This is a genomic window from Burkholderia sp. HI2761 (assembly GCF_002223355.1).
Classification (GTDB): domain Bacteria; phylum Pseudomonadota; class Gammaproteobacteria; order Burkholderiales; family Burkholderiaceae; genus Burkholderia.
Map to the genome: position 1 here is coordinate 2,381,712 of NZ_NKFN01000007.1, position 26,446 is coordinate 2,408,157.

Here is a 26,446-nt window from a genome sequence, read left to right on the forward strand (position 1 = left end):
TTGCATTCGAAGGCGGTGGCCACCTCGATGGCAGCCGCGACCTATTACGTCGGTGCTTGTCGACGGCACACCGCATTCCACGCCTCTCCCGCTGCAATTTCGTTCAAGACGCATCCTGCCGCCGTACGCGACGATGCGGCGCATGAAGACACGACTGATCGGCTATCTCTATCTCGCCGCCGCGATGGCGGGCGTCGGCAGCACCGTCATCGCGAGCCGTCTCGCGGCCGGCGGCCTGCCGCCGTTCGCGGCCACCGCGCTGCGCTTCCTGATCGCGACCCCGCTGCTGTTCGCGCTGATGCGCGCGCAGCGCATGCGCTGGCCGCGCATTTGCGCACGCGACGCCGTGCTGCTCGTCATCCAGGCCGCGGCGGGCGGCGTAGGCTATACGGTGCTGCTGATCAGCGGCACGAAGCTGTCGTCGCCGCTCGATGCGGGCGTGATGCTCGGCACGCTGCCGGCCATGTCGACGCTGATCGCGGCCGTCGTGCTGCGCGAGCGGCAGACGCCGCGCGACTGGCTGGCCGCCGCGCTCGCCACGGCCGGCGTGCTGTTCGTCACGTTCGCGCCGGGCCACGCGATGCCGTCGCTCCAGACGCTTGCCGGCGATGCGCTGGTGCTGGCGGCCGTCGCCTGCGAAGCGGTCTTCATCCTGCTCAACCGGCGGCTTGCCGCGCCGTTGCCGCCGCTCGCGCTTTCCACCGCGATGTCGGGCCTCGGCTTCGTGCTCGCACTCGTGCCGGCCGCGTTCGAATGGCGTGCGGTGGCGAGCGGCTGGACCGTCGGCGCCGTGTCGGCGATCGTGTACTACGCGTTGATCCCGACCGTGCTCGGCTACCTGTGCTGGTATGCGGGTTCGGCACGCACGAGCGGCACCGAGGCGGCCCTGTTCACGGCGGTCGCGCCGGTTTCGGCCGTGCTGTTCGCGGTCGCGCTGTTCGGCGAAACGCTGACCGGCACGCGTGTCGCCGGCATTGCGCTCGTCGTCGCCGGCATGCTCGTCGGCGCGACGCGACGGCGCAAACCGCCCGTCGAATCACGCGGGACGCTCGTCGCGCAGGCCGCTCCCGACTGACCCGCGTTCATCGCGTCCCGCGGAAACGGCGGCGGCCTCCTGCCGTCGCATCGCCCGTCGATTCCCGCCATCCCGCCTTCCCACAACGCGGCCGGCGACTGTAGGAATGTGTCCGCGCACCGCAAAACCGTTGCGCGCGACTGCGCAAGATGCAATATTCGCGTGGCCGGACCCTTTGACAACCATCCAACAACAATCCGCCACGCAATGAACAGGAAGGAAGCCAAAACAAGAATCGCGGTGCTGCTATCCGCGGGAACGAGGAAGGCCGATGCACTGGCCGAACTGTCCGGACAGGGGCTCAAGGATCGGGTGCTCGCGCACCTGATCGCGTCGCGCCCAGACCCCGAACGCTGCCGCAAGAACAAGGTGCACATCCGAATCCTGATCGCGCTCGGCATCGCCCAGCTGGTCATCAGCCTGTTGCTTGCGTACTACTTCTTCGCATCGGGCGCCGGCGGCGTCCTCGTCACCGTCTTCCTTGCGCTGACCGTGCCGCTGTCGCTGCTGTTCATCTGGGGCTTCGCGACCAATCGTGTCGGCGCGTATCACGCGTTCATCCTGCTGTCGCTGCTGCAGATGCCGAAGACCGTCGCCGATCTCGGGCGCGATCCGTCGGCCGCGTTGCCGAGCCTCGCGATCACGGTCGTGCTGGTCGGTTACGTGTGGTTCGTCCGCAACCGGTTGTTCCCCGACTACGGCTGGTTCACTCCGCGCAAGGTCGAAGGCCGCTACGCGTTCGTGGAACGCGCCTGACGCCGGCGTCGACGTGGACGTAAAAAAGGCGCCGGGCCGTCCCGCAATCGCGGGACGGCCCGGCGCCTTCTGCATTCCGGAACCCGTCGGCTTACTTTGCCTTTTCAGCCGAGTCGCTGATCGCCTGGCCGCCCTTCGAAATATCCTGGCCCATGCCGGCCATCGTATTGCAACCGGCAAGCGCCGCGGTCACCACCAGCAGCATTGCAGCAATCGTACGCGTCATTCTCATTCTCCTTCGAATCAACAAGCCCGACCGGGCGAATCGTTTATGGCGCGGCGCCCGGCACGCTGCCGGACACGGGGCCTGACCTGATTATACGGAGACGCACGCCGTGCGCCAGTACGGCCCCACCGAGTGCCGCGCGCCACACCACGCATACGCACAGATTTTTCTTGACTTCATTGCGCCACGAACTAATATACGCATCGCGTATATTTTCCGTCAGGAGCCGCCGATGACCGTTCCCCAGCAAGCCTTCCTCCGCGACGCGATGCGCCGCCTCAACATGACCCGCGAGGCATTCGCGAATCGCATCGGCGTCAGCCGGCGCGCACTGGATACATGGCTGCTTCCGGACGATTCGCAGGAATCGCGCGGCATGCCGGAGATCGTCGAGCGCTTCGTGTCGGAAATCGTCGAGCGCCCGACGCCGGACAGCGAGAACTATACGCAAAGCGTAGACAAACAAGGGCTCGCGAAGCAATTCCTATTCGAAGGCAAGCCGCAATTGATCTCGGTCGACCAGTTCTCGCGGGATTCGGTCGAGGCGCTGTTCCGCGTGGCCGATGTCATGCAGCCGATCGCGCGACGCCACAAGATTTCGCGCGTGCTCGAAGGCGCCGTGCTCGGCAACCTGTTCTTCGAGGCCAGCACGCGCACGCGCGTGTCGTTCGGCGCGGCCTTCTGCCGGCTCGGCGGCTCGGTGTGCGACACGACGGGCTTCACCTTCTCGTCGATGGCCAAGGGCGAATCGATCTACGACACGAGCCGCGTGATGGCCGGCTACGTCGACGCGCTCGTGATCCGCCATCCGGAAAAAGGCTCGGTGGCCGAATTCGCGCGCGCGACCAACCTGCCGGTGATCAACGGCGGCGACGGCCCCGGCGAGCACCCGAGCCAGGCGCTGCTCGACCTCTATACGATCCAGCGCGAGTTTTCGCGGCTCGGCAAGATCGTCGACGGCGCGCACATCGCGCTGGTCGGCGACCTGAAGTACGGCCGCACCGTGCACTCGCTCGTCAAGCTGCTCGCGCTGTACCGCGGGCTGAAGTTCACGCTCGTGTCGCCGCCGACGCTCGAGATGCCGGCGTACATCGTCGAGCAGATCGCGACGAATGGCCATGTGGTCGAGCAGACGACCGACCTCGCGGCCGGGCTGCGCGGCGCGGATGTCGTCTACGCGACGCGGATCCAGAAGGAGCGCTTCACCGACGAGTCGTTCGAAGGCTACACGCCGGATTTTCAGATCAACCAGGCGCTCGTCGACTCGGTGTGCAAGCCCGACACGCTGATCATGCACCCGCTGCCGCGCGACAGCCGGCCCGGCGCGAATGACCTGTCGGTCGACCTGAACCGCGACCCGCGTCTCGCGATCTTCCGGCAGACCGACAACGGCATTCCGGTGCGGATGGCGATCTTCGCGGTACTGCTCGGCGTCGAGAATCTCGTCCAGCATTCGATGCGCGACGCGACGTGGCGGCCGCCGGCGTACCTCGGGCCGGAGGATGCGGTGTTTCACGGAATCGACTGACAAGGAACGGCCGAGGGCGCCCCCAAATCGGGTGCCCCGTCCTGCGTCGGGTTGCCCGGCGCGCTTCTTCTTTTTTTACATGCGACGAACGGTCGAACGATCGACCACTACGCCGCCCACGGATCGATCACCCGCAGCCCTACCGCTTCGAATGGCGCGACGTCGCGCGTCGCAATGATCAGGTTGTTCGCCTCGGCCGTCGCTGCGATAAAGCAGTCGGCGGGCGCGATTGCACTGCCCACCGCACGGGCCCGTGCACGAATGCCTGCATACGCTTTGCTCGCCGCTTCGTCGAACGGCAGGATCCGGCCTCGAAACACCGGCACGACACGCTGCTCGATGCTTTGGTGCAGCCATTCCCGCCTTCGCCCTTCCGGCAATGCCGCGACGCCGAACCGCATTTCGGCAAGACTGATCGCGGCAAGAAACAGCGTCTCGACGTTCTGCGCATCGAGCCACTCGACCACGGCCGCGCTCGGCTCGCGCCGCAGCGGCTCGGACATGACGTTCGTATCAACAAGAATCATTCGAAGCTCATCGGATGGGTTGGCGTCTTGTCGCGCTCGACGTCGAAATCGACGCCGCCCGCCTCTCGTCCGATTTCCGCCAGCAGCGTGCCCAGCTTGAGACGCCCGCCGGGCAGAACGGCCTGCTCGAGGATGTCGCGCACCTCGGCTTCGGTGCTGCGCCCATGTTGCGCCGCACGGATCCGAAGGGCGCGATGTACTTCGTCGGACAAATTTCGAACGGTGATCACTGGCATGATGCACTCCACTACGATTGCTTTCAATACAGTCATATTATCACCTTGATGTCATGCAGATAACCCCGCGACGCAATCACTCTAGCCCGCCCGACGAACCCGCCACAATCGGCCATTTGGCCATTCCCCCCCCCGCCGCCCCGCAACCACCCCGCAACATTCGTCAACAATCCCGTCATAAACGATAACAAGAACGCTTCTCATTCAACAAAAAATTACATAGAATGCCGACTGAAAACAAATCGTAATAATTCCCGGCGGCGTGCACTTTCCTGTAGCGCCAAGCCCCGGGGCCACACCGCGAGGTCCAAGCGCACCATGAAGTCCCGTCCCGACGAGCTGAAGCTCGGTAAATTCACCACCCTGTGCAGCGTGCTCGCCGCAAGCCCCGCGTTCGCCGACGGCACGCCGCCCGCGGCGCCCGCCAGTACTGAAGGCCACCTCGCTCCGATCGAGATCCGAGGCAAGACCGAGCACAGCTACAAGGCCGACTTTTCCGCTTCCGCGAAATTCACCGCGCCGCTCGTCGACACGCCGAAATCCGTCACCGTGATCCCGCAGGAACTGATCCAGAACAGCGGCGCGGCAACGCTGACCGAAGCGCTGCGCACGGTGCCCGGCATCACGTTCGGCGCCGGCGAAGGCGGCAACCCGCTCGGCGACCGTCCGTTCATCCGCGGCTACGACACGCAGGGCAGCATGTTCATCGACGGCATGCGCGACACGGGCGCCACCACGCGCGAGATCTTCAACACCGAGCGCGTCGAGATCACCAAGGGCTCCGATGGCGCGTACGGCGGCCGCGGGGGCGCCGGCGGCAGCATCAACCTGATCACGAAGGCCCCGCATCTCGGCACGACGGCCGCCGCGAGCGCGGGCCTCGGCACCGACCGCTATCGCCGCTTCACCGCCGACGGCAACTGGCAGTTCGCCGATCACGCCGCGTTCCGCCTGAACCTGATGAGCCACAACAACGACGTCGCCGGCCGCGACGCCGTCAACAACGAGCGCTGGGGCGTCGCGCCGTCGATCGCGTTCGGCCTCGGCACGCCGACGCGCGTCACCGCGAGCTACTACCACCTGCAGACGGACGACATGCCGGACGGCGGCATCCCGTACTTCTACACGACGTCGAACAAGCCCGCGAACGTCGGCACGATCTATCCGGCGCCCGTCGATCGCCACAACTTCTACGGCCTGATCGACCGCGACTTCCGCAAGACCACGTCAGACATCAGCACGATCAAGATCGAGCACGACATCACGCCGAACCTCACGGTGCGCAACACCACGCGCTACACGGAATCGACGCAGGACTACATCTGGACGCAGCCGGACGACAGCCAGGGCAACGTGGTGAACGGCAAGGTCTGGCGCCGCAACAACAACCGCAACAGCGCGATCAACAGCCTCGCGAACCTGACCGAGCTGTTCGGCGAGTTCCGTACGGGCCCGTTCAAGCACAGCTTCACGACCGGTATCGAGCTGTCTCGCGAATGGGGCAAGCGCGATTCGTACACGGTCGCGACCGACAAAGGCACGATCTGCCGGAAAGGCATCGGTGCGCCGTCGGGCTACAACTGCACGAGCCTCTGGTCGCCGAACCCGAACGATCCGTGGGCCGGTTCGATCACGCGCAACAACGACTACGCGCACGCGCGCACGACGACGAAGTCGATCTACGGCTTCGACACGATCGAGCTCACGCCGCGCTGGCAGGTGAACGGCGGCGTGCGCGTCGACGACTACTCGACCCGCTTCACCGATACCCGGGCCAACGGCGGCAAGACCTATACGCGCGACGACACGCTGATCAACTGGCAGGCCGGCCTCGTATTCAAGCCCGCGCGGAACGGCAGCATCTACGCGTCGTATGCGACGTCGTCGACACCTGCCGGCATGCTGCTCGGCGAAGGCAGCGAAACGCAGTCGCTCACGCCGGGCCGCGGCGGCGCCGGCCCGAACGCCGACCAGATGGCGCCCGAAAAGAACCGCAGCATCGAGCTCGGCACCAAATGGAACGTGCTGAACGACAAGCTGTCGCTGACGGCCGCGCTGTTCCAGATCGACACGACGAACGCACGCGTGACGCTGCCGAACAACCAGTACGCGATGGTCGGCAACAAGCGCGTGCAGGGCCTCGAGCTCGGCCTCGCCGGCCAGATCACGAAGCAGTGGCAGGTGTTCGGCGGCTACACGTACATGAAGAGCGCGCTGCGCGACAACGGCAAGGACGCCGCGAACAACGGCAACCGCTTCCCGAACACGCCGAAGCACAGCCTCACGATGTGGTCGAACTACGACGTCACGCCGAAGTTCACGGTCGGCGGCGGCGCGTTCTACATGTCGGAAGTGTTCGGCGATCCCGCGAACCTGCGCGCCGTGCCGTCGTACTGGCGCTTCGACGCGATGGCGCAGTACCGGATCAACAAGAAGCTCGACTTGCAGTTGAACGTGAACAACCTGTTCAACCGCACCTACTTCGATCAGGCGTATCCGGCGCACTATGCGTCGATCGCACCGGGCCGCTCGGCGTTCGTCACGCTGAACGCGCGCTACTGATCGATGGAGGGCGTGTCGCTGAAGGCACTCGCGTCGGTATCGCCGCGCGAGTTCGCCGACATCCTGGCCGGGCCGCCCGAGCGCGCCGCCGCGTGGGTCGCGGCGGCGGCCGATCACGGCATCGTCGACGCGCAGGCCGTCTACGGGCAATACCTGCTCGACGGGCACGGCGTCGCACGCGATCCGGCCGCCGCGCTCAACTGGTTCCGGCACGCGGCGCGGGCCGGCCACCCGATGGCGATGAACATGCTCGGGCGCTGCTACGAGTTCGGCTGGGGAACGGCCGCCTGCGCGCCGGTCGCCGTGTACTGGTACCGGCTCGCCGCACAGGCGGGCCTCGACTGGGGCATGTACAACTACGCAACCGCACTGGCGCTCGGCAACGGCGTCGACGAGAACCGCGCCGACGCGCTCGACTGGTTCCGTCGCGCGGCCGCGCTCGGCCATGCGAAATCGATCAACCTGATCGGCGGCTTCTACGAGGACGGCTGGGTCGTATCGGCCGACACCGACGCCGCGTTCGACCACTATCGCCGCGCCGCCGTTGCCGGCGACTTCCGCGGCCAGTTCAACTATGCGCGGCTGCTCGCCGAGCGCGGGCGCGTCGACGAAGCGCTCGTCTGGCTCGCTCGCGTGCCGGCCACCGCGACACCTGCGTTCGTCGCGAAGATGCGCGCGTATCTCGTGTCGTCGCCGGTCGACGCTTTTCGTGCGGCGGCCATGCAACTGGCGCCGCACGCGATGGAATCCGCATCATGATGCTTCATATCCCCGGCGTACTGACCCGCGCGCAAGTCGCGCAATGCCGCGACCTGCTCGATGCCGCCGAATGGGTCGACGGCAACGCCACGTCCGGCGCGCAATCGGCGCTCGCGAAACGCAACCGGCAATTGCCGGAAGGCGCGCCGGCCGCGCGCGCGGTGGGCGACGCGATCCAGGACGCGCTCGCGCGCCATCCGCTATTCTTTTCGGCGGCGCTGCCGCTCAAGGTGTTTCCGCCGCTGTTCAATCGCTACGAAGGCGGCGAGACGTTCGGCACGCACGTCGACAACGCGATCCGGCTGCTGCGCGGCACGGATTTTCGCGTGCGCAGCGACCTGTCGGCGACGCTGTTCCTCGAGGAACCCGACGCGTACGACGGCGGCGAGCTGTGCGTCGAGGATACGTACGGCGTGCATCGCGCGAAGCTGCCGGCGGGCGATCTCGTGCTGTATCCGGCGTCGAGCCTGCATCACGTGACGCCCGTGACGCGCGGCGAGCGCGTGGCCTCGTTCTTCTGGATCCAAAGCATGGTGCGCGACGATGGCGATCGCACGCTGCTGTTTCAGCTCGATACGCAGATTCAGGCGCTTTCCGCCGAAAAAGGAGCGAAGGATCCGGTGGTCATTTCATTGACGGGGATTTATCACAACCTGTTGAGGAAGTGGGCGGACGCGTAGCGTGAGCCGGTAACGCTCAGGCGCTTGCGCCGCGTCGAACAGCGGGTCTAAAATGACCATCGTCAAATGACCATGCTCATATCATGATGCCGCACGCTCCCGTATCGAAATCCGAATTCAAGGCTCGCGCACTCGAATACTTCCGGCTCGTCGAGGCGTCTGGCGAAAGCCTGATCGTCACCGACCACGGCAAACCGACGCTCGAGATCCGGCCGTATCGCTCGCGCGAAGCTCAGCCGTTGGACATATTGCGCGGTTCGGTCATGCGCTACGACAATCCTCTCGATCCGATTGCGGAAGATGATTGGGAGGCGTCGCGGTGATCGTGCTGGATACGCATGCATTGGTGTGGTGGGTAGCGGGCGACCCTGCGCTCAGCAGGAAGGCGCGAAGCGCGATCGATCGTGCACGCAGCGAAGGCGCGCTCGCCGCATCCGCCATCTCCGCGTGGGAGATTGCGATGCTGGTGCGCAACGACCGCCTCGCACTGACGATGGATGTCGACGCGTGGCTCGCCACCGTCGCGCAAATCGACGGCATGCGCTTCGTGCCGGTCGATGCGGACATCGCCGCGAAATCCACCGATCTGCCCGGCACGTTCCACAAGGATCCGGCCGATCGCATGATCGTCGCGACCGCGCGGCGGCTCGGCGCACCGCTCGTCACCCGCGACGAAAAAATCCGCGCGTACGCGCACGTCAAGACGCTCTGGTGAGCATTGCCCGCCGGCGGGTCGAACCGTGGCGCGCCTTTCGCCCAACTCTGGCATATTGGCGATTCGTCTGACCAAAACGACCGCGGCCGCCTCACTCGACATCGGCTCGTGGCCCGCAACCGTCCTCGCGCCATTTGCCCGCTACCGTGATACCGCTCTCCGATCCCGCCGTCCGGTCAATCGCCCTGCAGGAGTCGCACGAAGGGTTCGTCGATCTCGCCACCTTCCATGACCGCATCGCCGTCGACCTGAGTCGCGCTCACGTCGAAAACACGAGCCCGCATTTCCTGAAAGTGCGCCGCGGCGTCGCCGAACGGCTGGCCACCGCCGCGCACACGCTCCCTGCCGGCCTGCGCCTGTACGTGAAGGAAGGCTATCGTCCGCTGTCGCTGCAACGCGACTATTTCACCGGCCACCTCGCGCACCTGCGCCGAACGCTGAATCCGCTGCCGTCCGACGAAGCCCTGTACGAACTCGCAAGCCACTATGTCGCACCGCCCGAAGTCGCGGGCCATCCGACCGGCGCTGCCATCGACCTGACGCTGATGACCGTCGACGGTACCGAACTCGACATGGGGTGCATACTCGACGCCACCGACCAGGAATCATCCGGCGCGTGCTACACGCACAACGCATTCATCAGCCGCCCGGCCGCGCGAAACCGGCAGACCCTGATCGACGCACTGACTCACGCCGGCTTCACGAATTACCCGTCCGAATGGTGGCACTGGTCGTTCGGCGATCGCTATTGGGCCGTCATGCAGAACGAATCGCACGCAATTTACGGTCCTGTCGAGGAAAGCATGCTCGACGAAGCATCGCGATGACGGTTTTCCCGATCCGACACGCGTGACTCGGTAACATCCTCACTTGCCGATCCCCGTGTGCTCCCGCACAATCGCAGCACCTGCCTCACTCCCCTCGCGCCGATGTCCTATGCGTCACTCGCCACCGGCGTCCTGCTCGCCGGCGGCCTTGGTCAACGCTTCGACCCGAGCGGCCTGCACAGCAAGCTGCTCGCACGGCTTCCCGACGGCACGCCGGTTGCGGTCGCCGCCGCCCGCCGTCTCGCGGCCGCCACCGCCGATGTGATCGCCGTCGTGCGTCCCGGCGCCGAAACGCTTGCGATTCTGCTGAACGAAGCCGGCTGTCAGGTCGTCTATGCACCCGACGCGTTGCGCGGCATGGGCGCGAGCCTAGCGGCCGGCGTCCGCACGACGCCCGACGCGAGCGGCTGGCTCGTCGCGCTCGCCGACATGCCGTGGATCGCGGCTTCCACTTACGAAACGGTCACACGCGCGCTCGAAGCCGAGGACGCGTCGATCGTCGCGCCCGCGCACCGAGGCGTGCGCGGCCATCCGGTCGGTTTCGCCGCGCATCACTTCGATGCGCTCGCCGCCCTCGACGGCGACACGGGCGCCCGCGCGCTGTTCGCCAGCGCGCCGGTGACACTGCTCGACGTCGACGACCCCGGCATTCTGCGCGACGTCGATACACCGGCGGATTTGCGCTGACCGCGATTGCACGGGCCCGCAAGATCCCGCACGAACACCGCCAATAGGCGGATTTCTCCGACGATCGACGACCTGCCGCAGAATCCCGCTGCAAACACGCGCCCGATTGGCTATAACGGAGACGAGGCGCGTCCGCCGCGCCACCGCCGTCACGCACTGCGCGAGTTCTCCATGAGCGACCACACGACCCCGACGCCCGAGCCACCGGCCGACCCGAACCGCGATCCGGAAAACGATCCGTTCTCGTCGCCGCCCGGTCATCACGACAACCCGCAGCAGCCGGACGAACCACCGAGCAAGGATCCGGTCTAGCCGTGCGCCGGCCGCTCCGTGAGCGCGACCCGCTAGTGCCGTGACGGAATCTAGCGCGCCGTATACCCGCCGTCGATCGGCAGCGACACGCCGCTGATCATCGACGCCGCATCGCTCAGCAAAAACAGGATCGGTTCGACAACTTCGTCCGGCTCCGCGAATCGGCCGAGCGGAATCGCGGCCAGCATCGGCGCCCGCTTCTCCGGTTCGCTCCACGCGAACTGCGCCATCGGCGTGAGCGTGACGGTGGGGTTGACGCTGTTCACACGAATGCCGTGCGGCCCGAGTTCGATGCACAGCACGCGCGTGATCGCGTCCATCGCCGCCTTCGATGCGCAATAGCTCAGATGCGCGGGCAGGCCGACGAGCGCTGCCTGACTCGACACGTTGACGATGCTGCCCCGCGCGTTCGCCGCGCCGCGTGCGTCGCGCTCGATCATCTTTCGGGCGACGGCCCGCGCGACGAGCGCCGCGCCGCGCGCATTGACGGCCATCACGCGATCGAAATGCGCGGCGCCGACATCGAGCGCCGGTTCGAGCGACGCGATCCCCGCGCAATTGACGAGGCCGTCGAACGCATCGTACGCGGCGAGTGCGGCATCGATCGCGTGTTCGTCGCCGCCGACGTCCATGCGCAACGTATCGCACGCAATCTCGCCGGCGAGCGCGTCGAGCGCGGCCATGTCGCGCCCCGCCGCGACGACGCGCGCGCCTGCATGCGCCAGCGCGACCGCGCACGCGCGGCCGATTCCGCTCGATGCGCCGGTGACGAGCACCGTTGACCCGCCGAAATCGAATCGTGTGTTCATGATGATGTGCCCAGCCTGTGCATGATCGGCTTGAGTGCCGGATACAGCGCCGTGTAGAGCGAAAAACGCGCATCGTACGTTTTCGCGCGGTCGGCATCGGGCCGTGCGCGCTCGACGAGCGTGACCCAGCCGCCTTGCGCGTCATCGCGCGATACGAGCCCTGCGCCGACACCCGCGAGCAATGCAGCGCCCATCGCGGCTTCGACGTCCTGCTCGATCGTCCACACCGGAAAACCCGTCACGTCCGCGATGATCTGCATCCACAGCGCCGAATGCGCGGCGCCGCCGACGACGATCAATCGACCGTCCAGCGCCACCGCGCCACGGCGGCCGGCCTCGATGTTGTGGCGCAACGCGAACGCGACGCCTTCGAGCACCGCACGGTAAAGATGCGCACGCGTATGCGCGAGACTCAGCCCGACGAATGCGCCGCTCGCCTTCGCATCCCATACGGGGCTGCGCTCGCCCATCAGATACGGCAGGAACAGCACGCCGTCGGCGCCGACCGGCACACTTTCGGCCGCTTCCTCGAGCAGCACGTGCGGATCGCCATGCGGCAGCAAGCGTGCCGCATCGATTTCCGCATGGCAGAACTGGTCGCGAAACCACGCAACCGACGCGCCGGCCGTGATGGCGCCGCCGAACACGTACAGGTCGCGTTGCCCGTCGAACACGTGCGGCATGCTGACGAGGCCATGTCGCGCATCGACGTGCCGGTTCACGTAGCCCCAGCACATGCTGGTGCCGATCATCGCGACGTGTTGCCCGGTACGCGTCGCGCCCGCCGCGAAGGTCGCCACCGCCGCATCGACGCCGCCCGCGACGATGGGCGTGCCGGCCGGCAGCCCGAGCTGCGCGGTCCATTGCGACAGCAACCCGCCGACGACGTCCGTCGAATCGACCAGCCGCTCGGGCATCATCGTCGCCGGAATGCCGAGCATGTCGAGCGCATCGTCGGACCACTCGCGACGCGCGACGTCGTACACGCCGCCGATATTGCCGGCCGAACTGTGATCGACCGCCACTTCGCCGGTCAGCAGGTAGATCACGTACGCGTTCGGCGGCAGGAAATAGCGCACGTTCGCCCATACGTCCGGCCGCTGGTCGCGCAGCCACAGCATCTTGGTGAACCCGTAATAGCTGTCGACGCCGTTGCCGGTGATCACGCGCAGCCGCTCGACGTTCACGTGCTCGTCGACCCAGTCGACTTCCGCGGTCGCGCGCCGGTCCATCCAGATCAGGCACGGATGCAACGGCCGCATGTCGATGTCGACCGGGATGCCCGAACCGCCGTACAGGCTGCTCACGCACACCGCGCGGATCGCATCGGCCGGCACGCCCTGCGCGCGCGCGTCGCTCACGCAGCCCGCGATGCATTCGAGCACCGCGTCGAACCACACCTGCGGCCACTGCTCGGCCCACAGCGGGCGCGGCGTATCGGGCTGGTAGCCGGCCGAGCGCCGCGCGACGATCGTGCCGTGCCGGTCGACGAGCAGCGCCTTGGTGCTCTGCGTGCCGATGTCGACGCCTATGACGTATTCCATGATGTCTCCGGTGAGGCGCACGCCGGCCGTCAGCGGGCCGGCTTCAGCAGCACCTTGATCGATTCGGGCGATTTCGCGACGCGGATCGCGTCGTCCCAATCCTCGAGCGCGAAACCGTGCGTGACGATGCCCTTGGACGTGACGAGCCCGCGCGCGAGCAGGTCGATCGCGACCGGATAGCAGTATGGCCCGAGGTGCGCGCCGCGTACGTCGAGCTCCTTGCGGTCGCCGATGATCGACCAGTCGACGGTCGCATCCTCGCCGAACACGCTGAATTCGACGAAGCGGCCGAGCTTGCGGATCAGCTCGAGCCCCTGGTTCACGCCGACCGGTGCGCCGGTCGTCTCGATGTAGACGTCGCAGCCGTAGCCGTCGGTGAGTGAGCGGACGATCTCGCGCGCGTCGTCGCGTCGCGGGTTGATCGTCACGTCGGCGCCGTACTGCCGCGCGAGTTCGAGCCGTTCGTCGATCAGGTCGATCACGACGAGTTTCTTCGGCGTCTTCAGGTGCGCGACCTGCGTCATCATCAGCCCGAGCGGGCCCGCGCCCGCGATCACGACGACATCGTCGAGCTGGACGTCGCCGCGGTTCACCGTATGGATCGCGCACGACAGCGGCTCGATGATCGCCGCATCCTCGAGCGATACGCCGAGCGGGATCTTGTGGACGATCGCGGTCGGCGGAATGCGCATGTACTCGGCCATGCCGCCGTCGGCGACCTCGCGCTGGAAGCCGAAGATGTTGTGCACCTCGCACATCCAGTACTGCCCCGACTTGCAATAGCGGCACTTGCCGCACGGCACGATCTGCTCGGCGATCACGCGGTCGCCCATCGCCACGCCGAAATGCTCGGCCGCGCCGTCGCCGAGCGCTTCGACATAGCCGAAGAATTCATGGCCGGGAATCACCGGCGCCTTCACCCACGGGCTCGGTCCGCCCCAGAACATCTTGGCGCCGGTATAGCACTTGCAGTCGCTCGCGCAGATGCCGCACGCGGCGATGCGGATCACGAGTTCGTTCGTCCCGGGGTGCGGCTTCGCGACCTGTTCGACGCGATAGTCCTCGGGGCCGTGGCAGACGACCGCGGTCATGCGCGGCGGGGCTTCGGGTGTCGTCATGAGTTGTCTCTCTTCAAATTTATTCGGATGACTGATGGATTGATCGTTACCGCGATCGCTCGCGGCTGATGTAGATCGCGAGCAGGATGATTCCGCCCTTGATCACGTTCTGCACATACGGGTTCACGCCGATCATGTTGAGCCCGTTGTTGAGCACGCCGAGCAGCAGCGCACCGACGAGCGTGCCGAGAATCGCGCCGCGCCCGCCGGAGATCGACGTGCCGCCCATCACGACGGCCGCGATCGCGTCGAGCTCGAAGCCCACGCCGGCGTTCGGCTGCCCGCTCATCAGGCGCCCGGTCAGCACGATCGCGGCCAGCGCCGACGTGACGCCGGCCAGCGTGTAGACGATCAGCTTCACGCGCGCGACCCGCACGCCGGTGAGCCGCGTCGCCTGCTCGTTGCCGCCGATCGCATACACGTAGCGGCCGAACGGCATCCGGTCGAGCAACAGCCACGCGATCGCATAGACCACCAGCATGATCAGCACCGGCGCCTGGATGCCGAGCACCTTGCCGCTGCCGAAGAACGCGACCCAGTCGGGCAGCCCGTCGATCGGATAGCCGCCCGTGTAGATCAGCGCGAGGCCGCGCGCGATGCCCATCGTCGCGAGCGTGACGATGATCGGCGGCATCCCCGCGAACGCGACGAACACGCCGTTCAGGAAGCCGAAGCCGAGGCCGACCGCGATGCCGATCGCCAGCGCGGCGACCGCGTTGACGCCCGCGACCATCAGCCCGGCCGCGAGCGTGCCCGACAGCGCCATCACCGAGCCGACCGACAGGTCGATCCCGCCGGTCAGGATCACGCAGGTCATGCCGACCGCGATGATCGCGTTGATCGAGACCTGGCGCAGCACGTTTTCGAGGTTCGCGGCGGACAGGAAGCTCGGGCTCGCGATCATCATCGCGATGCACACGACGATGAGGCCCACGAGCGGATAGAACAGCGTCGAGCGGCGCAATTGGGCCCACATCGCGCGGGGCGGCGGCGCATCGCCGGCCGTGGCCGCGAGCGTCGTGGAAGGCGTGGAAGAAGAATCAGGCAGGTTCATGGGTCGCTCCTCGCGTGCCGGCCGTGGCATAGGTCATGACCGTGTCGGGATCGATCTCGTCGCCGGCGAGCGTCGCCTCGATGCGGCCCTGCCGGAACACGGCGACGCGATCGCACATGCCGACGATTTCCGGCAGTTCGGACGAGATCATGATGATGGCGTAGCCGCGCGCGGTGAGTTCGCGCATCAGCCCGTAGATTTCGGCTTTCGCGCCGACGTCGATGCCGCGCGTCGGCTCGTCGAAGATCAGCACCGACGTGTGATGGTTCAGCCAGCGCGCGATCACGACCTTCTGCTGGTTGCCGCCGGACAGCGTCGCGACCTCGGTGTGAATCGACGGCGCCTTCACGCCGACGCGCCGCATCACGTCGTGCGTCGTACGCGCCTCGCCGCGCCGGTCGATCAGCCAGCGCATCGACCGGTACTTGCCGAGGTTGTTCAGGGAGATGTTGTCGCGGATCGAGAACGACGTGACGAGCCCTTCCGTCTTGCGGCTTTCCGGCAGGATGCCGATGCCCGCGCGCAGCGCGTCGGCCGGATCGGCGAGCTTCGCCGCCGCGCCGCGTACGCGCAACTCCTTGCGATGCGCGCGCGTCGCGCCGATCACCGCGAGCACGGTTTCCGTGCGGCCCGAGCCGACCAGCCCCGCGAAGCCGAGGATCTCGCCGGCCCGCAGCGCGAAGCTGTTCACCGGGCCGTCGCGCTCGATCTGCAGCGCATGGACGTCGAGCACGACCGGCGCGTCGGCCGGCAGCGGCGGCTTCGGCGGAAAGCTGCTTTCGATCCGGCGGCCGACCATCATCCGCACCAGTTGCTCGACGTCGGTGCGCGCGACGTCGGTCGTCGCGACGTACTGCCCGTCGCGCAGCACCGTGATGCGATCGCACACCGCGAAAATTTCGTCGAGATGATGCGAGATGAAGATCATCGCGACGCCCTGCCGCTTAAGCTCGCGCATGATCGCGAACAGGTGCTCGGCCTCGGCCGGCGTGAGCGTCGCGGTCGGTTCGTCGAGGATCAGGATGCGCGCGTCGAGCGACAGCGCCTTGCCGATCTCGACGAACTGCTGCTGCGCGACCGACAGCGCGCGGATCGGCGCATCGAGATCGATCGCCACGCCGAGCCGCGCGAAAAGGCTCGCCGCCGCGGCACGCATCCGCTTGCGGTCGCGCGCGCCCCAGCGCGTGCGCAGCTCGCGGCCGAGGAACAGGTTGTCGACGGCATCGAGGTGCGGAATCAGGCTGAATTCCTGGAACACGATGCCGACGCCGGCCGCGACCGCGTCGTGATAGTCCGCGAAATGGCGCGCGGTGCCGTCGATCTCGATCGTGCCGGCATCCGGCTGGTGGATGCCGCACAGGATCTTCATCAGCGTCGATTTTCCCGCGCCGTTCTCGCCGAGCAGCGCATGGATCTCGCCGCGCGCGATCTCCAGATGAATGTCGGACAGCGCCTTCACGCCGGGAAAGCTTTTCGTGATGTGGCTGAGCCTGAGTATCGTGTCCATCGGCTTCTCCGTGCGAAGGGCATCGGCCACGCCGCCGCCCTTCGCGTCGTATCGCGCGTCGCTCACCAGCTGAAACCCTTCGCGTTGCCGCGATCGACGACCTTCACGTCGACCGGGATCGCCTTCGGCACCGTCGCGCCCCACTTGCGCGCGATCGCGATGCCGAGCGCGATGCGCACCTGGTCGGCCGGGAACTGCGCGGTCGTCTCGATGAACTTCGAGTTCGGCTTCTGGATCGCGGCGACCGCCTCGGGTGCGCCGTCGACGCTCGTCAGCTTGATGTCCTTGCCGGACCCCTCGATCGCGGCGAGCGCGCCCATCGAGCCGCCGTCGTTCACGCTGAAGATGCCCTTCAGGTTCGGATGCGCGGAAATCATGTTTTCGGTGACCGAGAGCGCGGTCGCGCGCTCCTGCTTGCCGTTCTGCGTGTCGACGAGTTTCACGTTCGGGAATTTCGCGAGCCCGGCCTTGCAGCCGCGCACGCGTTCGAGAATCGGCACGACCGGAATGCCGTCGAGGATCGCGACCTCGCCGCTGCCGCCGATCGCCTTCGCGAGGTATTCGCACGACATCACGCCCGCGTCGTAATTCTTCGAGCCGACGAACGAATCGACCGGGCCGTTCGCGTTCGCATCGACGGCCACGACCACCGCGCCCGCCTTCTTCGCTTGCGTGATCGCCGACTGGATGCCGGTCGAATCGGTCGGATTCACGAGCAGGATGTCGATCTTCTTCTGCAGCATGTCCTCGACGTCGCTCACCTGCTTGCTGACGTCGTGATGCGCGTCGGTGACGACGACCTGCGCGCCGATCGACGCGGCCGCGTCGTTCAGCGCCTTCTGCATCGTCACGAAATACGGGTTGTTCAGTTCCTGGAACGTCATGCCGATGCGCAGCGGCGCGGCCTGCGCGGCGGCGGCGGGCAGCAGGGCCGCGACGGCGAGCGCGGCAACGGTCGCCACGCGGGCGGCGCGGCGGGTGGATGAAGCGGGCGATGCGTGCGTCATGACGGTGTCTCCAAAATTGTGTGCGGCTTTTTCGTGGGTGAATGCGCCCCTCGCGACGTGAGCGACGCGATCGGCTGGGTAAAACGACGGAGAAAACTCGGGCGGGCGGCGGCCCGCGGATCATCCGGGCTGCGGCGCAAGTTCGGGTGCGCCGGGCGTCAGCACGCGCGGCGGCAGCGGATTGCCGGTGGGCGCCGCATGCAGCGCCAGCTCGCGGCTGCGCGCGTTCAGACGCTGCAGCGCGCGGAATTCGGACGGCGCCATCCCCTTCACCGCGCGGAACTGGCGGTTGAAGTTCGACACGTTGTTGAAGCCGGCCTGGAAACAGACGTCGGTGATGCTCGCGTCGTCGGCGAGCAGCATCTGGCACGCGGATTCAATCCGCAGACGATTCACGTACTGGACGAACGGCATGCCCGTGTGGCGATGGAACGCGCGCGAGAACGCGCTGACGCTCTGCCCGGTCAGCTGCGCGAGATCGGATTCCCGCAGCTCGGAGGCGAGGTTCTTGCCGATATACGACAGCGCGTGACTGAGCCGCGTCGGCGTGACGTCGGCCTGGTCGTATGCGGGGCTCGCGAGCAGCGTGCGTTCGGCCGCGCCGCACAGCCGCTCGAGGATCGTCATGAACAGCGCGATGCGGCGCATGCCGCGCGCGGTCAGCAACGCGTCGAACAGCGGTGCGATCGCGGCGCTCGTCGCCGCGTCGAAGCCGACCCCGCGCCGCGCATCGTCGAGCAGCGTCTGCGCGTCGCGACATTCGGGAAACGCGTCCATGCAGCGGCGCACGAAGGACGGATCGAACTGGATCACGAGATTGCGCCGCTCGACGGTTTCGCCTTCGGCCATGTCGCTGACCCAGTTGTGCGGCAGATTCGGGCCGAGCAGCACGAGATGGCCGGGCTCGAACGAGCCGATGTGATCGCCGACGAAATACTTGCCGCGCGTCGCGACGATCAGGTGCAGCTCGAATTCGGGATGGAAATGCCAGCGGATCGTGCGATACGGATAGCCGTGCGACCAGACCTTGAACGACTCGTCGCGTCGCACTTCGACCACTTCGAGATCGGGGTGCATCATGTTGGCGTCTCCATTCCCATGTATCGCTGGCCGGCCTGTTCGGCTCGTTCGCGCGTCCGCCGGCGGTTTCGCACGGCGATGCGGACCGGTCGCATGGGAAGCAATGTAGGTCGATCGAGCGCGCGATTCCACCAACTTTACGCCTGATTTCCGATACTTTTTTGCGCAATCCGGCCATGAACGGCGCCGGACGGCAAATTTGTTGCGGCGCGCAATGGCGCGGACGGCTGCCCGCGCTGGTCGCCCGCGCCGGCTTACGCCGCCGCGTGCTCGCGTGCCGTGCGCACCTCGTACGCCTTCAGATGGTTGTACGCGATCCGCAGCAGCGACAACGCATCGGCCGCCTGCGGGTCGCGCCGCGCGAGCAGGTCGCCGATCACGTGATCGGCTTCGACGCGCGCATGGTTCTCGACGTCGCGCAGCATCGACGCGGTCAGCGGCGACGGCGTGAGCACCATCCGCTGCATCCGCTCACTGGCCGACGAGTCGGGCCGGTAGCCGTTGTGTTCGGCGATCGCGCTGCATTCGGCGAGCATCGTTTCGAGCAGGCGGCGGCCGTCCGGCGCGGCGAGAATGTCGCCGACCGAACCGCGAAACAGCGACGTGCTCGCGGCGAGCGTCGCGAGGAACACCCACTTCTCCCACATCCGCGCGGCGATATCGTCGCTGAGCGTCGCGTCGAAGCCCGCGCCGCCGAGCACGTCGGCCACCGCGCGCACGCGCGGCGATTCGCCGCCGGCAAGCTCGCCGAACGACACGCCGTGCGTGTCGTTCAGGTGCACGATGCGCTGCTCGCGATCGAGCGTCGCCGCGATCACGCACAACCCGCCGAGCACCCTGGCGGCGCCGAAGCGCTCGCGCAGCACGTCGAGATGGCGCATCCCATTGAGCATCGGCAGGATCAGCGTCTGCGGGCCGACGAACGGGGCGAACGACAGAATCGCATCGTCGAGGCTGTACGCCTTGCAGCTCAGCAGCACGAGATCGAACGGCGCGACGCCGGCGCCCGCGTCGCCCGCACGCACGGTCTGCACGTTCGCGAGCGTCAGGTCGCCGCGCGGGCTGCGGATCAGCAGCCCGTCGCGCGCAAGCGCGGCCGCGCGGCCGTCGCGCACCAGGAACGTCACGTCGCGTCCCGCCGCGGCCAGCCGGCCGCCGAAGTACCCGCCGACCGCGCCGGCCCCTACCACCAGAATCCGCATCGTTGCCTCCTTTCGGTTTCGTTCGGTGTCGCGCCGCCGCCCGTGCGGGCGCGACGCATACGCCATCGCCCGACAGTATAGCGGCCACTTTTATGCATATGCATAGATGCCCGCGCCCGCGTCGCGGGCATCGGGAAATGACGGCGTCTAAGGGATTTCCCGCCTACGGCGACGCGCATCGCGCGCCGTCAAGACACTTACCCCGTCACGCCGTCCCGGCGAGCTTCCTCGACTGACCGACCTCATACCATGCGCAACCTTTCCCTGAATCAGAAACTCGCCTCGATGATCGTCATCCTGTGGCTCGGCCTGCTCGTGATCGCCGGGCTCGGCGCATGGCAGACCCGCGCGTCGATGATCGCGGACCGCCGCGACCAGCTTGCGTCGCTGGTCGCGCAGGCCGCGAGCGTGACCGACCATTACTACAAGCTGTCGCAGCAGAACGCGATGCCGGAAGCCGACGCGAAGCAAAAGGCGCTCGAGGCGATCGCCGCGATGCGCCACGGCGCCGACGGCTACATCTCCGTCAACGATTCGAAGCCGGTGATCGTGATGCATCCGATCAAGACCGAGCTCAACGGCAAGGACGTGTCGAATTTCACCGACCCGAACGGCCAGCACCTGTTCGTCGAGATCGTGAAGGCCGGCAACGCGGAAGGCGGCAAGGGCTTCGTCGAATATCTGTGGCCGAAACCGGGTGCGGACAAGCCGCAGGAGAAGACCAGCGCCGTGCAGCGCTTCGCGCCGTGGGACTGGTATCTGGTGACCGGCATGTACATGAACGACGTGCGCTCGGCGGTGCTCGCGAGCATCGGCCGCTGGCTGGCGATGACGGCCGTGCTCGGCGCGATCGCGACGGCCGTGATGGTGCTGGTGCTGAAAAGCGTGCGCGCGAGCCTCGGCGGCGAGCTCGAAACGGCGCTCGACGCCGCGCAGCGCATCGCGCAAGGCGACCTGACCGCCCGCGTGAGCGTGAAGCACGACGATCGCGGCAGCCTGCTGCATGCGTTGCACACGATGCAGGGCGGGCTGATCGACATGGTGTCGCGCGTCCGGACGGGCACCGAGAACATCAACGTCGGCGCGAGCGAGATCGCCTCCGGCAACACGGACCTGTCGCAGCGCACCGAGGAACAGGCGGCCGCGCTCGTGCAGACCGCGTCGAGCATGGACGAGATGACCGCGAACGTGAAGCAGAACGCGGACAGCGCCGAGCAGGCCGCGTCGCTCGCCGGCCAGGCCGCGCAGGTCGCGACGCGCGGCAGCGCGGTGGTCGACGACGTCGTGCGCACGATGAACGAGATCACCGACCGCTCGCACAAGATCGGCGACATCATCGGCGTGATCGACGGGATCGCGTTCCAGACCAACATCCTCGCGCTGAACGCGGCCGTCGAAGCGGCACGGGCGGGCGAACAGGGCCGCGGTTTCGCGGTGGTCGCGGCCGAAGTGCGCTCGCTCGCGCAACGCTCGGCGACGGCGGCCAAGGAGATCAAGTCGCTGATCGTGTCGTCGAACGAGACGGTCCAGCACGGCGCGACGCTCGTCACGCATGCGGGCGAAACGATGGCCGAGATCGTGCAGTCGGTGCGGCGCGTGAACGAGATCCTCGACGAAATCAGTCACGCATCGCGCGAGCAGAGCGCCGGGATCGAGCAGGTCAACCGCGCGGTGGGCGAGATGGATCAGGTCACGCAGCAGAACGCGGCACTCGTCGAACAGGCCGCGGCGGCCGCGCATTCGCTGCGCGATCAGGCCGAGGCGCTGCGCGACGCGGTGACGCGGTTCGCGTTGCCGGCTTGACGGCGCCCCGCCCCGCCCTCACGCCGCGTTGCCCGCCCGCAGCGCGGCCTCGCCGCTGCCGAGCCCCAGCCCCGCCGCGCGCTGAATCAACTCGACGTCGTTGCTCGCGCCGAGCTTCTTCATCGCGCTGATCTTCTGCGCGCTGACCGTCTGCTTGCCCTTGCTCAGGCGCTGCGCGATGGTCTTGATCGGCACGCCCGACAGATACAGGCGAATCACCTCGATTTCGCGCGCCGACAGTTTCACGGGCGTGTCGCCGCGCGTGCCGAGCGCATCGACCGCGCGGCGCACGGACGGCGACAGGTAGGCCGCGCCGCTGTAGCTCGAATGGATCGCCGTGACGATGTGGCCAACCTCGTCGAGCTTGCTGACGACGCTCACGCCGCCGATCGCGGAGATCGACCGGAAGATCAGCGGATTCTCGTTCGCGACCAGCGCGACGATCCCGACGTTCGGCCGCGTGCGGCGCAGCCAGTCGAACAGCGCGAGGCCGTCCATCTGCGCGTCGCCGGGAATCGCATAGTCGACCAGCACGACGTCGCAATCGACGCCGCCGAGCGACGCGACCAGTTCGGCCGCGCTCCGGTAGACCGCGGCGAGCTCGATCGCGCAGGCGCCGCCTGCGATCTGCTCGATACCGGCCAGCGTCAACGGCCAGTCGTACGCGAAGACGATGCGAACATTGAATTTCCTCATGCGGAGTTCCTGGTGGTTCACCGGCCGCGCCGCGCGGAACGCGCGCGACCGGTGGGGCGTTGAAAGGGCATTCAGGCGATTTTTAGCCTGACGGTCGATTTTATGGACGTATGCACGCGCGCGATATCGGACGGCGTACGAATTGGCCGCCGAAGACGTAATACGCGTTTGATATTTGCGCCGGTTCTACGTCCGGCGGCCGGCGCTCGCCCGTCGCGGCATCGGCCCGATGGCCGGCATCGCGCGCCGCACGTCCGGCCAGCAGGTAAAATTGCGCGTTTGCATGCCACCCCGGCCCGCCGGCGGCGAGCGACGCGCCGATGCCGGCCGCGCGCCGCCGCCCCTTGCCGGCTTGCCCGACCTCCCCGCTTTGCTCATGACCGATTCCGACCTGCAATCCGACGACACCTCCATCCACGAAGACGGCCTCTGGCGCGACAACGGCTGGACGGCCCGCATCATCAAGAACGAAGACGACGACGGCTGGGCCGTCGAGATGGTCAAGGACGGCGAGTCCGAGCCCGCGCTGGTCGGGCCGTGGACCATGGGCCGCGACAAGAAGAACCCGAAGCCGATGGACGCGAACGCGTTCCGCACGCTCGTGAAGACCGCGACCGAAGTGCTGATGCGGCACGAACAGCAGCGGCGCGCGATCCTGCACAAGGAAGTGACGGTGCAGGACGAAGCCGGACAGGACGTGTCGGTGACGCTCGACATCGTGCCGGACGAGTTCGAGCCGTATGCGCAGCTCAAGGCGTTCGACCCGTATGGCGAGCTGCTGGCCGAAGCGAAGGTATCGGCCGGGTTCAAGCTCAACAAGGCCAGCGCCGAACGCTGGGCCGCATCGGGCTTCGACCGGCCGGCCTGAGTACGCGATCAGGCGCCGGCGCCCTGCTGCGCCCGCGCGAGCCGGCGGGCGGCCAGCTTGCGCCGCACGAGCGCCTCGAACTGCGGCGTCGCGGCCTCGGGATCGCGCGCGGCCAGGCCCAGCAGGTTGCGCGCGAGCTGGATCGGCGTCAGCACGATGCCCCATGGCAGCCCCCACCAGCCGAGCGTGGCCGACGCGAGCAGCGCGACCGCCTGCTTCCTGCGGCCGCAGCGGCGGCAGCACACGTGGCGCCGCGTCGCCCAGCGCGTGACGAATACGAGCGACACGACGCGATGCGACGCGTGGACGTCCACCGGCTGCCCTTCGCGCAGGCAGATCGGACAGGGCCCGTAGCGCCAGTCGTCGACGTACTGCCGGACCTTCGCGTCGGGCACCCGGTCGGCCTCGACGACGACCGGATGCGCCTGCGCGCACACCGGACTGCAATAGCGGCGGCCGTCGATCGACCGACCGCCGACCAGGAACGTCCTGCCGCACTGACTGCACTCTGCCACGGTAACCTCGGATAAGCGTGATGCGCCGCGTGCCGGGTGCGCGCGGATCGATGCGCGCGTTCCGGCCGGAGCCGTTTCGTGTTTTAACGGCCGTCGCCGCGAGGTCTTGAGCGCACGCGCGCACCGCGGCGCGTCAGCCATGCAGCCCGTGCGCGGTCATCAGACGGTACAGCGTCGCGCGCGAGATGCCGAGCTCCGCCGCGGCGTCCGCATGCTGGCGGCGGTGACGCCGCAGGGTTTCCTCGATCGCGTGCCGCTCGGCCTGCCGACGCGCCTGGGCGAGCGTCGGCAGCCGCAACGACGTGTACGGGCGCAGCTCGAGATCGGCGGCCGAGATCAGCGGGCCGCTCGTCATCACGACCGCGAAGCGGATCCGGTTGATCAGCTCGCGCACGTTGCCGGGCCACGGATAGTTGTGGATCGCCTCGATCGCGCACGCCGTGAAGCCGCGAATCCGGTACGAGCCGTCGCCGCGATAGCGCCGCAGCACGTCATCGGCGAGCAGCATGATGTCGCGGCCGCGCATGCGCAGCGGCGGCTCGTCGATGCGCAGCACGCACAGGCGGTAGTACAGGTCGGCGCGGAATCGCCCGGCCTGCATCGCGGCGTCGAGATCGACGTGGGTCGCCGCCACGATCCGCACGTCGACCGGAATCGCCCCGTGCCCGCCGAGCCGCTCGATCTTGCCCTCCTGCAGGAACCGCAGCAGGCTCGCCTGGCTCTCGAACGGCATGTCGCCGATTTCGTCGAGAAACAGCGTGCCGCCGTGCGCGGCCTCGATGCGGCCGATCTTGCGCTGGTGCGCGCCGGTGAATGCGCCGCGCTCGTGCCCGAACAGTTCGGCCTGCAGCAGCATCGTCGGGATGGCCGCACAGTTCACGGCGACCGCACGCGACGACTGCCGGTGAATCGCCGCCGCCGTCAGCTCCTTGCCGGTGCCGGATTCGCCGGCAATGAACACGGTCGCGTCGGTGTTCGCGACCTTGCGGATCGTCGCGAACAGCCGGCGCATCGCGTCGCACGCACCGATCATCGCGCCGCCGAGCGGCGGCGGCTCCGCGGCCGGGTCGCCGTCCGCGAGTTCGAGCATCCCGTATGCATGGCCGACGAGATAGCCGATCGTCGTGTAGGCCGCCGCATTGCGCACATAGTCGAAGCAGCAATGGCGGATCAGCCGCGCGATCGTGATGTTGCGCAGCCGCTCGCCGTCGACGAGCGCGACCCAGCCGACGCGCGGGTCACGCAGCAGCGCCTCGAACGACGCGACGTCGGGAGACGCGAAGCTGCCGAAATCGACGATGCCCGCATGCGGACGGTTCGCCTTGACGAGATTCAGCGCGTCCGCCACGGTTTTTGCGCGCCACACTTCCCAGCCGCGCGACGCGAGCGAATCGACGAGCGCGGCATCGTGCTGCCGCGACAGGTAGACGAGCGGCCGCGACGGCGCGACGGGCGTGCGCCGAAGCGCGAGGAGCGGCAGCGTGCTCACCTGCCGTTCGACATCCTGCGGGCCCGGCATGCCGAGCTGACAGCAATGGTTCACGATTGCCTCGCCGCATAAGGTTGTGTATCGGAGCGGTCGTTGCCCGGTCGCGCGTGGCGGAGCGCGTGACCCCGCGGCGCGGGGCCGCTGCGTCCGCGAATCGGCGCCGCGTTATCGGCAGAACACGACGCGCTGCGTGTAGATCTGCGGCTCGATGACGGGCTTCGCCGCTCCGTTGAGATCGTCGCGATAGGCGCGGTAGGTCTTGCCGTTCACCGTCACGTCCGACGCGCGGGCCGTCTCGATCCTGTCGAGCCCGGCGTGCCGCCAGTCGTTCACCCGGTCCGCCGCCGTGACGCTCGACTCGCCCGCGATCTTCTGCGTGATCGCGCTGCCATCGCTCCACGGCTGCGTCCGCATGTCCTCGGTGTGCTGCATCGCGCCGACCGCCTTGCCGATCGACTTCGGCCCGTTCCGCGCGTCGAACGGCGCACCGCGGCCGTACACCGGCGATTGCCACGACGGCGCGTGACCGGCTTCCGGCATCATGTAGACCATCTGCGGATCGCCGATCATCATCATCGGCGCGCATGCCGTGTTGTCGGCACGGCCGAGCGTCGACAGCGCCTGCTGGACGCTCGCGGCGTTCGCGAGGGTCTGCTCGCTCAGGATGACGAAGACCGCGGGATTCTGGAAAACCGACTGCGCAGCGGCCTGCGCGCTGGCCAGCCACAAAGCGACCAAAAAGATCCTCATGATTGAGGCCTCCTTGCATCCTCGTCACGCAAAAAGAGGTGTTGACCTCGGGGAGGGGAACAACACCCGTCAAACCGGAAAAGACCGTCGGGCATCGGGCCCGACGGCGGCCGT

At 67.5% G+C, this 26,446-nt stretch carries 28 protein-coding genes; 13 read left to right on the plus strand and 15 right to left on the minus strand.

Annotated features, from left to right (window positions below; all coding sequences use genetic code 11):
* Positions 1-142 precede the first annotated feature (142 nt).
* Positions 143-1,075, plus strand: coding sequence for a DMT family transporter (locus CFB46_RS28415; protein WP_089502397.1), 933 nt, complete (start codon positions 143-145; stop codon positions 1,073-1,075).
* Between the two features lie 207 nt (positions 1,076-1,282).
* A complete protein-coding gene (locus CFB46_RS28420; protein ID WP_027781076.1) occupies positions 1,283-1,831 on the plus strand; it encodes a hypothetical protein in 549 nt (182 codons plus the stop codon).
* 91 nt (positions 1,832-1,922) lie between these two features.
* Here CFB46_RS28420 and CFB46_RS28425 read toward each other — a convergent pair whose 3' ends face one another.
* The gene (locus tag CFB46_RS28425; protein ID WP_027781077.1) at positions 1,923-2,057 is read right to left on the minus strand and encodes an entericidin A/B family lipoprotein; all 135 of its coding nucleotides are present in this window, start codon (positions 2,055-2,057) and stop codon (positions 1,923-1,925) included.
* Between the two features lie 232 nt (positions 2,058-2,289).
* On the opposite strand from CFB46_RS28425, the gene CFB46_RS28430 reads away from it, so the two are divergent.
* A complete protein-coding gene (locus tag CFB46_RS28430; RefSeq protein WP_027781078.1) occupies positions 2,290-3,585 on the plus strand; it encodes an aspartate carbamoyltransferase in 1,296 nt (431 codons plus the stop codon).
* A gap of 107 nt (positions 3,586-3,692) precedes the next feature.
* On the opposite strand, the gene CFB46_RS28435 is transcribed toward CFB46_RS28430, so the two are convergent.
* Both CFB46_RS28435 and CFB46_RS28440 read right to left on the minus strand, forming a co-directional pair.
* Positions 3,693-4,112 (minus strand): type II toxin-antitoxin system VapC family toxin, encoded by a 420-nt coding sequence (locus tag CFB46_RS28435; RefSeq protein WP_089502055.1) that lies wholly within the window; start codon positions 4,110-4,112, stop codon positions 3,693-3,695.
* Positions 4,109-4,348, minus strand: coding sequence for a FitA-like ribbon-helix-helix domain-containing protein (locus CFB46_RS28440; protein ID WP_027781080.1), 240 nt, complete (start codon positions 4,346-4,348; stop codon positions 4,109-4,111). The genes CFB46_RS28435 and CFB46_RS28440 overlap by 4 nt, the downstream gene beginning before the upstream one ends.
* Before the next feature lie 318 nt (positions 4,349-4,666).
* Between CFB46_RS28440 and CFB46_RS28445 the strand changes: the two genes are divergently transcribed.
* From CFB46_RS28445 to CFB46_RS36095, 8 genes are all read left to right on the plus strand, one after another.
* Positions 4,667-6,910 carry a TonB-dependent receptor gene (locus CFB46_RS28445; RefSeq protein ID WP_089502056.1) on the plus strand — a complete coding sequence of 748 codons (2,244 nt, stop codon included), beginning with the start codon at positions 4,667-4,669 and terminating at the stop codon, positions 6,908-6,910.
* A 3-nt stretch (positions 6,911-6,913) separates the two neighbouring features.
* Positions 6,914-7,669 carry a tetratricopeptide repeat protein gene (locus tag CFB46_RS28450; protein WP_089502057.1) on the plus strand — a complete coding sequence of 252 codons (756 nt, stop codon included), beginning with the start codon at positions 6,914-6,916 and terminating at the stop codon, positions 7,667-7,669.
* The gene (locus tag CFB46_RS28455; RefSeq protein ID WP_027781083.1) at positions 7,666-8,349 is read left to right on the plus strand and encodes a Fe2+-dependent dioxygenase; all 684 of its coding nucleotides are present in this window, start codon (positions 7,666-7,668) and stop codon (positions 8,347-8,349) included. The genes CFB46_RS28450 and CFB46_RS28455 overlap by 4 nt, the downstream gene beginning before the upstream one ends.
* An 83-nt stretch (positions 8,350-8,432) precedes the next feature.
* Positions 8,433-8,672, plus strand: a complete 240-nt coding sequence (locus CFB46_RS28460; RefSeq protein ID WP_021158157.1) for a type II toxin-antitoxin system Phd/YefM family antitoxin — start codon at positions 8,433-8,435, stop codon at positions 8,670-8,672.
* Complete coding sequence (locus CFB46_RS28465) at positions 8,669-9,064, plus strand: type II toxin-antitoxin system VapC family toxin (RefSeq protein ID WP_034206140.1); 396 nt, start codon at positions 8,669-8,671, stop codon at positions 9,062-9,064. The genes CFB46_RS28460 and CFB46_RS28465 overlap by 4 nt, the downstream gene beginning before the upstream one ends.
* 146 nt (positions 9,065-9,210) lie before the next feature.
* A complete protein-coding gene (locus CFB46_RS28470; protein WP_256980695.1) occupies positions 9,211-9,891 on the plus strand; it encodes a M15 family metallopeptidase in 681 nt (226 codons plus the stop codon).
* Positions 9,892-9,993: 102 nt separating this feature from the next.
* Complete coding sequence (locus tag CFB46_RS28475; protein WP_089502059.1) at positions 9,994-10,578, plus strand: nucleotidyltransferase family protein; 585 nt, start codon at positions 9,994-9,996, stop codon at positions 10,576-10,578.
* Between the two features lie 171 nt (positions 10,579-10,749).
* The gene (locus tag CFB46_RS36095) at positions 10,750-10,890 is read left to right on the plus strand and encodes a hypothetical protein (RefSeq protein WP_175888605.1); all 141 of its coding nucleotides are present in this window, start codon (positions 10,750-10,752) and stop codon (positions 10,888-10,890) included.
* A 50-nt stretch (positions 10,891-10,940) separates the two neighbouring features.
* Here the strand turns inward: CFB46_RS36095 and CFB46_RS28480 are convergent, their stop codons facing one another.
* The 8 genes from CFB46_RS28480 to panE all read right to left on the minus strand — a co-directional run bounded on the left by CFB46_RS28480 (position 10,941) and on the right by panE (position 20,211).
* Positions 10,941-11,699 carry an SDR family oxidoreductase gene (locus tag CFB46_RS28480; RefSeq protein ID WP_089502060.1) on the minus strand — a complete coding sequence of 253 codons (759 nt, stop codon included), beginning with the start codon at positions 11,697-11,699 and terminating at the stop codon, positions 10,941-10,943.
* Positions 11,696-13,243, minus strand: a complete 1,548-nt coding sequence (locus tag CFB46_RS28485) for an FGGY-family carbohydrate kinase (protein WP_089502398.1) — start codon at positions 13,241-13,243, stop codon at positions 11,696-11,698. Before CFB46_RS28485 ends, CFB46_RS28480 begins: the two co-directional genes overlap by 4 nt.
* A 29-nt stretch (positions 13,244-13,272) precedes the next feature.
* A complete protein-coding gene (locus CFB46_RS28490; RefSeq protein ID WP_089502061.1) occupies positions 13,273-14,361 on the minus strand; it encodes an alcohol dehydrogenase catalytic domain-containing protein in 1,089 nt (362 codons plus the stop codon).
* Between the two features lie 46 nt (positions 14,362-14,407).
* Positions 14,408-15,415, minus strand: coding sequence for an ABC transporter permease (locus CFB46_RS28495; RefSeq protein WP_006485854.1), 1,008 nt, complete (start codon positions 15,413-15,415; stop codon positions 14,408-14,410).
* A complete protein-coding gene (locus CFB46_RS28500; RefSeq protein ID WP_089502399.1) occupies positions 15,402-16,922 on the minus strand; it encodes a sugar ABC transporter ATP-binding protein in 1,521 nt (506 codons plus the stop codon). Before CFB46_RS28500 ends, CFB46_RS28495 begins: the two co-directional genes overlap by 14 nt.
* Positions 16,923-16,984: 62 nt before the next feature.
* The gene (locus CFB46_RS28505; RefSeq protein ID WP_089502062.1) at positions 16,985-17,929 is read right to left on the minus strand and encodes a substrate-binding domain-containing protein; all 945 of its coding nucleotides are present in this window, start codon (positions 17,927-17,929) and stop codon (positions 16,985-16,987) included.
* 120 nt (positions 17,930-18,049) lie between these two features.
* Positions 18,050-19,009 carry an AraC family transcriptional regulator gene (locus CFB46_RS28510; RefSeq protein WP_027781093.1) on the minus strand — a complete coding sequence of 320 codons (960 nt, stop codon included), beginning with the start codon at positions 19,007-19,009 and terminating at the stop codon, positions 18,050-18,052.
* 254 nt (positions 19,010-19,263) lie between these two features.
* Positions 19,264-20,211: a 2-dehydropantoate 2-reductase gene (gene panE, locus CFB46_RS28515; protein WP_027781094.1), complete on the minus strand. Its 948-nt coding sequence runs from the start codon at positions 20,209-20,211 to the stop codon at positions 19,264-19,266.
* Positions 20,212-20,460: 249 nt separating this feature from the next.
* Here panE and CFB46_RS28520 point away from each other — a divergent pair, with 249 nt between their 5' ends.
* Positions 20,461-22,014 carry a methyl-accepting chemotaxis protein gene (locus CFB46_RS28520; protein ID WP_027781095.1) on the plus strand — a complete coding sequence of 518 codons (1,554 nt, stop codon included), beginning with the start codon at positions 20,461-20,463 and terminating at the stop codon, positions 22,012-22,014.
* A gap of 18 nt (positions 22,015-22,032) precedes the next feature.
* On the opposite strand, the gene CFB46_RS28525 is transcribed toward CFB46_RS28520, so the two are convergent.
* Positions 22,033-22,710: a response regulator transcription factor gene (locus CFB46_RS28525; RefSeq protein WP_027781096.1), complete on the minus strand. Its 678-nt coding sequence runs from the start codon at positions 22,708-22,710 to the stop codon at positions 22,033-22,035.
* Positions 22,711-23,086: 376 nt separating this feature from the next.
* Between CFB46_RS28525 and CFB46_RS28535 the strand changes: the two genes are divergently transcribed.
* Positions 23,087-23,578 (plus strand): hypothetical protein, encoded by a 492-nt coding sequence (locus tag CFB46_RS28535; RefSeq protein ID WP_089502064.1) that lies wholly within the window; start codon positions 23,087-23,089, stop codon positions 23,576-23,578.
* Positions 23,579-23,586: 8 nt separating this feature from the next.
* Here the strand turns inward: CFB46_RS28535 and CFB46_RS28540 are convergent, their stop codons facing one another.
* The 3 genes from CFB46_RS28540 to CFB46_RS28550 all read right to left on the minus strand — a co-directional run bounded on the left by CFB46_RS28540 (position 23,587) and on the right by CFB46_RS28550 (position 26,332).
* On the minus strand, positions 23,587-24,093 hold the full coding sequence (locus CFB46_RS28540) for a hypothetical protein (protein WP_089502065.1): 507 nt from the start codon (positions 24,091-24,093) through the stop codon (positions 23,587-23,589).
* Positions 24,094-24,226: 133 nt separating this feature from the next.
* The gene (locus CFB46_RS28545) at positions 24,227-25,612 is read right to left on the minus strand and encodes a sigma-54 dependent transcriptional regulator (protein WP_089502066.1); all 1,386 of its coding nucleotides are present in this window, start codon (positions 25,610-25,612) and stop codon (positions 24,227-24,229) included.
* Between the two features lie 135 nt (positions 25,613-25,747).
* Positions 25,748-26,332, minus strand: a complete 585-nt coding sequence (locus CFB46_RS28550) for a hypothetical protein (protein ID WP_089502067.1) — start codon at positions 26,330-26,332, stop codon at positions 25,748-25,750.
* Between the last annotated feature and the right edge of the window lie 114 nt (positions 26,333-26,446).

Coding starts and splice junctions, on each gene's coding strand:
- CFB46_RS28415 (WP_089502397.1), top strand. CDS start 143: ATGAAGACACGACTGATCGGCTATCTCTATCTCGCCGCCGCGATGGCG.
- CFB46_RS28420 (WP_027781076.1), top strand. CDS start 1,283: ATGAACAGGAAGGAAGCCAAAACAAGAATCGCGGTGCTGCTATCCGCG.
- CFB46_RS28445 (WP_089502056.1), top strand. CDS start 4,667: ATGAAGTCCCGTCCCGACGAGCTGAAGCTCGGTAAATTCACCACCCTG.
- CFB46_RS28485 (WP_089502398.1), bottom strand. CDS start 13,243: ATGGAATACGTCATAGGCGTCGACATCGGCACGCAGAGCACCAAGGCG.
- CFB46_RS28440 (WP_027781080.1), bottom strand. CDS start 4,348: ATGCCAGTGATCACCGTTCGAAATTTGTCCGACGAAGTACATCGCGCC.
- CFB46_RS28460 (WP_021158157.1), top strand. CDS start 8,433: ATGATGCCGCACGCTCCCGTATCGAAATCCGAATTCAAGGCTCGCGCA.
- CFB46_RS28495 (WP_006485854.1), bottom strand. CDS start 15,415: ATGAACCTGCCTGATTCTTCTTCCACGCCTTCCACGACGCTCGCGGCC.
- CFB46_RS28425 (WP_027781077.1), bottom strand. CDS start 2,057: ATGACGCGTACGATTGCTGCAATGCTGCTGGTGGTGACCGCGGCGCTT.
- CFB46_RS28520 (WP_027781095.1), top strand. CDS start 20,461: ATGCGCAACCTTTCCCTGAATCAGAAACTCGCCTCGATGATCGTCATC.
- CFB46_RS28480 (WP_089502060.1), bottom strand. CDS start 11,699: ATGAACACACGATTCGATTTCGGCGGGTCAACGGTGCTCGTCACCGGC.
- CFB46_RS28525 (WP_027781096.1), bottom strand. CDS start 22,710: ATGAGGAAATTCAATGTTCGCATCGTCTTCGCGTACGACTGGCCGTTG.
- CFB46_RS28435 (WP_089502055.1), bottom strand. CDS start 4,112: ATGATTCTTGTTGATACGAACGTCATGTCCGAGCCGCTGCGGCGCGAG.
- CFB46_RS28490 (WP_089502061.1), bottom strand. CDS start 14,361: ATGACGACACCCGAAGCCCCGCCGCGCATGACCGCGGTCGTCTGCCAC.
- panE (WP_027781094.1), bottom strand. CDS start 20,211: ATGCGGATTCTGGTGGTAGGGGCCGGCGCGGTCGGCGGGTACTTCGGC.
- CFB46_RS28430 (WP_027781078.1), top strand. CDS start 2,290: ATGACCGTTCCCCAGCAAGCCTTCCTCCGCGACGCGATGCGCCGCCTC.
- CFB46_RS28505 (WP_089502062.1), bottom strand. CDS start 17,929: ATGACGCACGCATCGCCCGCTTCATCCACCCGCCGCGCCGCCCGCGTG.
- CFB46_RS28500 (WP_089502399.1), bottom strand. CDS start 16,922: ATGGACACGATACTCAGGCTCAGCCACATCACGAAAAGCTTTCCCGGC.
- CFB46_RS36095 (WP_175888605.1), top strand. CDS start 10,750: ATGAGCGACCACACGACCCCGACGCCCGAGCCACCGGCCGACCCGAAC.
- CFB46_RS28450 (WP_089502057.1), top strand. CDS start 6,914: ATGGAGGGCGTGTCGCTGAAGGCACTCGCGTCGGTATCGCCGCGCGAG.
- CFB46_RS28545 (WP_089502066.1), bottom strand. CDS start 25,612: ATGCCGGGCCCGCAGGATGTCGAACGGCAGGTGAGCACGCTGCCGCTC.
- CFB46_RS28550 (WP_089502067.1), bottom strand. CDS start 26,332: ATGAGGATCTTTTTGGTCGCTTTGTGGCTGGCCAGCGCGCAGGCCGCT.
- CFB46_RS28510 (WP_027781093.1), bottom strand. CDS start 19,009: ATGATGCACCCCGATCTCGAAGTGGTCGAAGTGCGACGCGACGAGTCG.
- CFB46_RS28535 (WP_089502064.1), top strand. CDS start 23,087: ATGACCGATTCCGACCTGCAATCCGACGACACCTCCATCCACGAAGAC.
- CFB46_RS28455 (WP_027781083.1), top strand. CDS start 7,666: ATGATGCTTCATATCCCCGGCGTACTGACCCGCGCGCAAGTCGCGCAA.
- CFB46_RS28475 (WP_089502059.1), top strand. CDS start 9,994: ATGTCCTATGCGTCACTCGCCACCGGCGTCCTGCTCGCCGGCGGCCTT.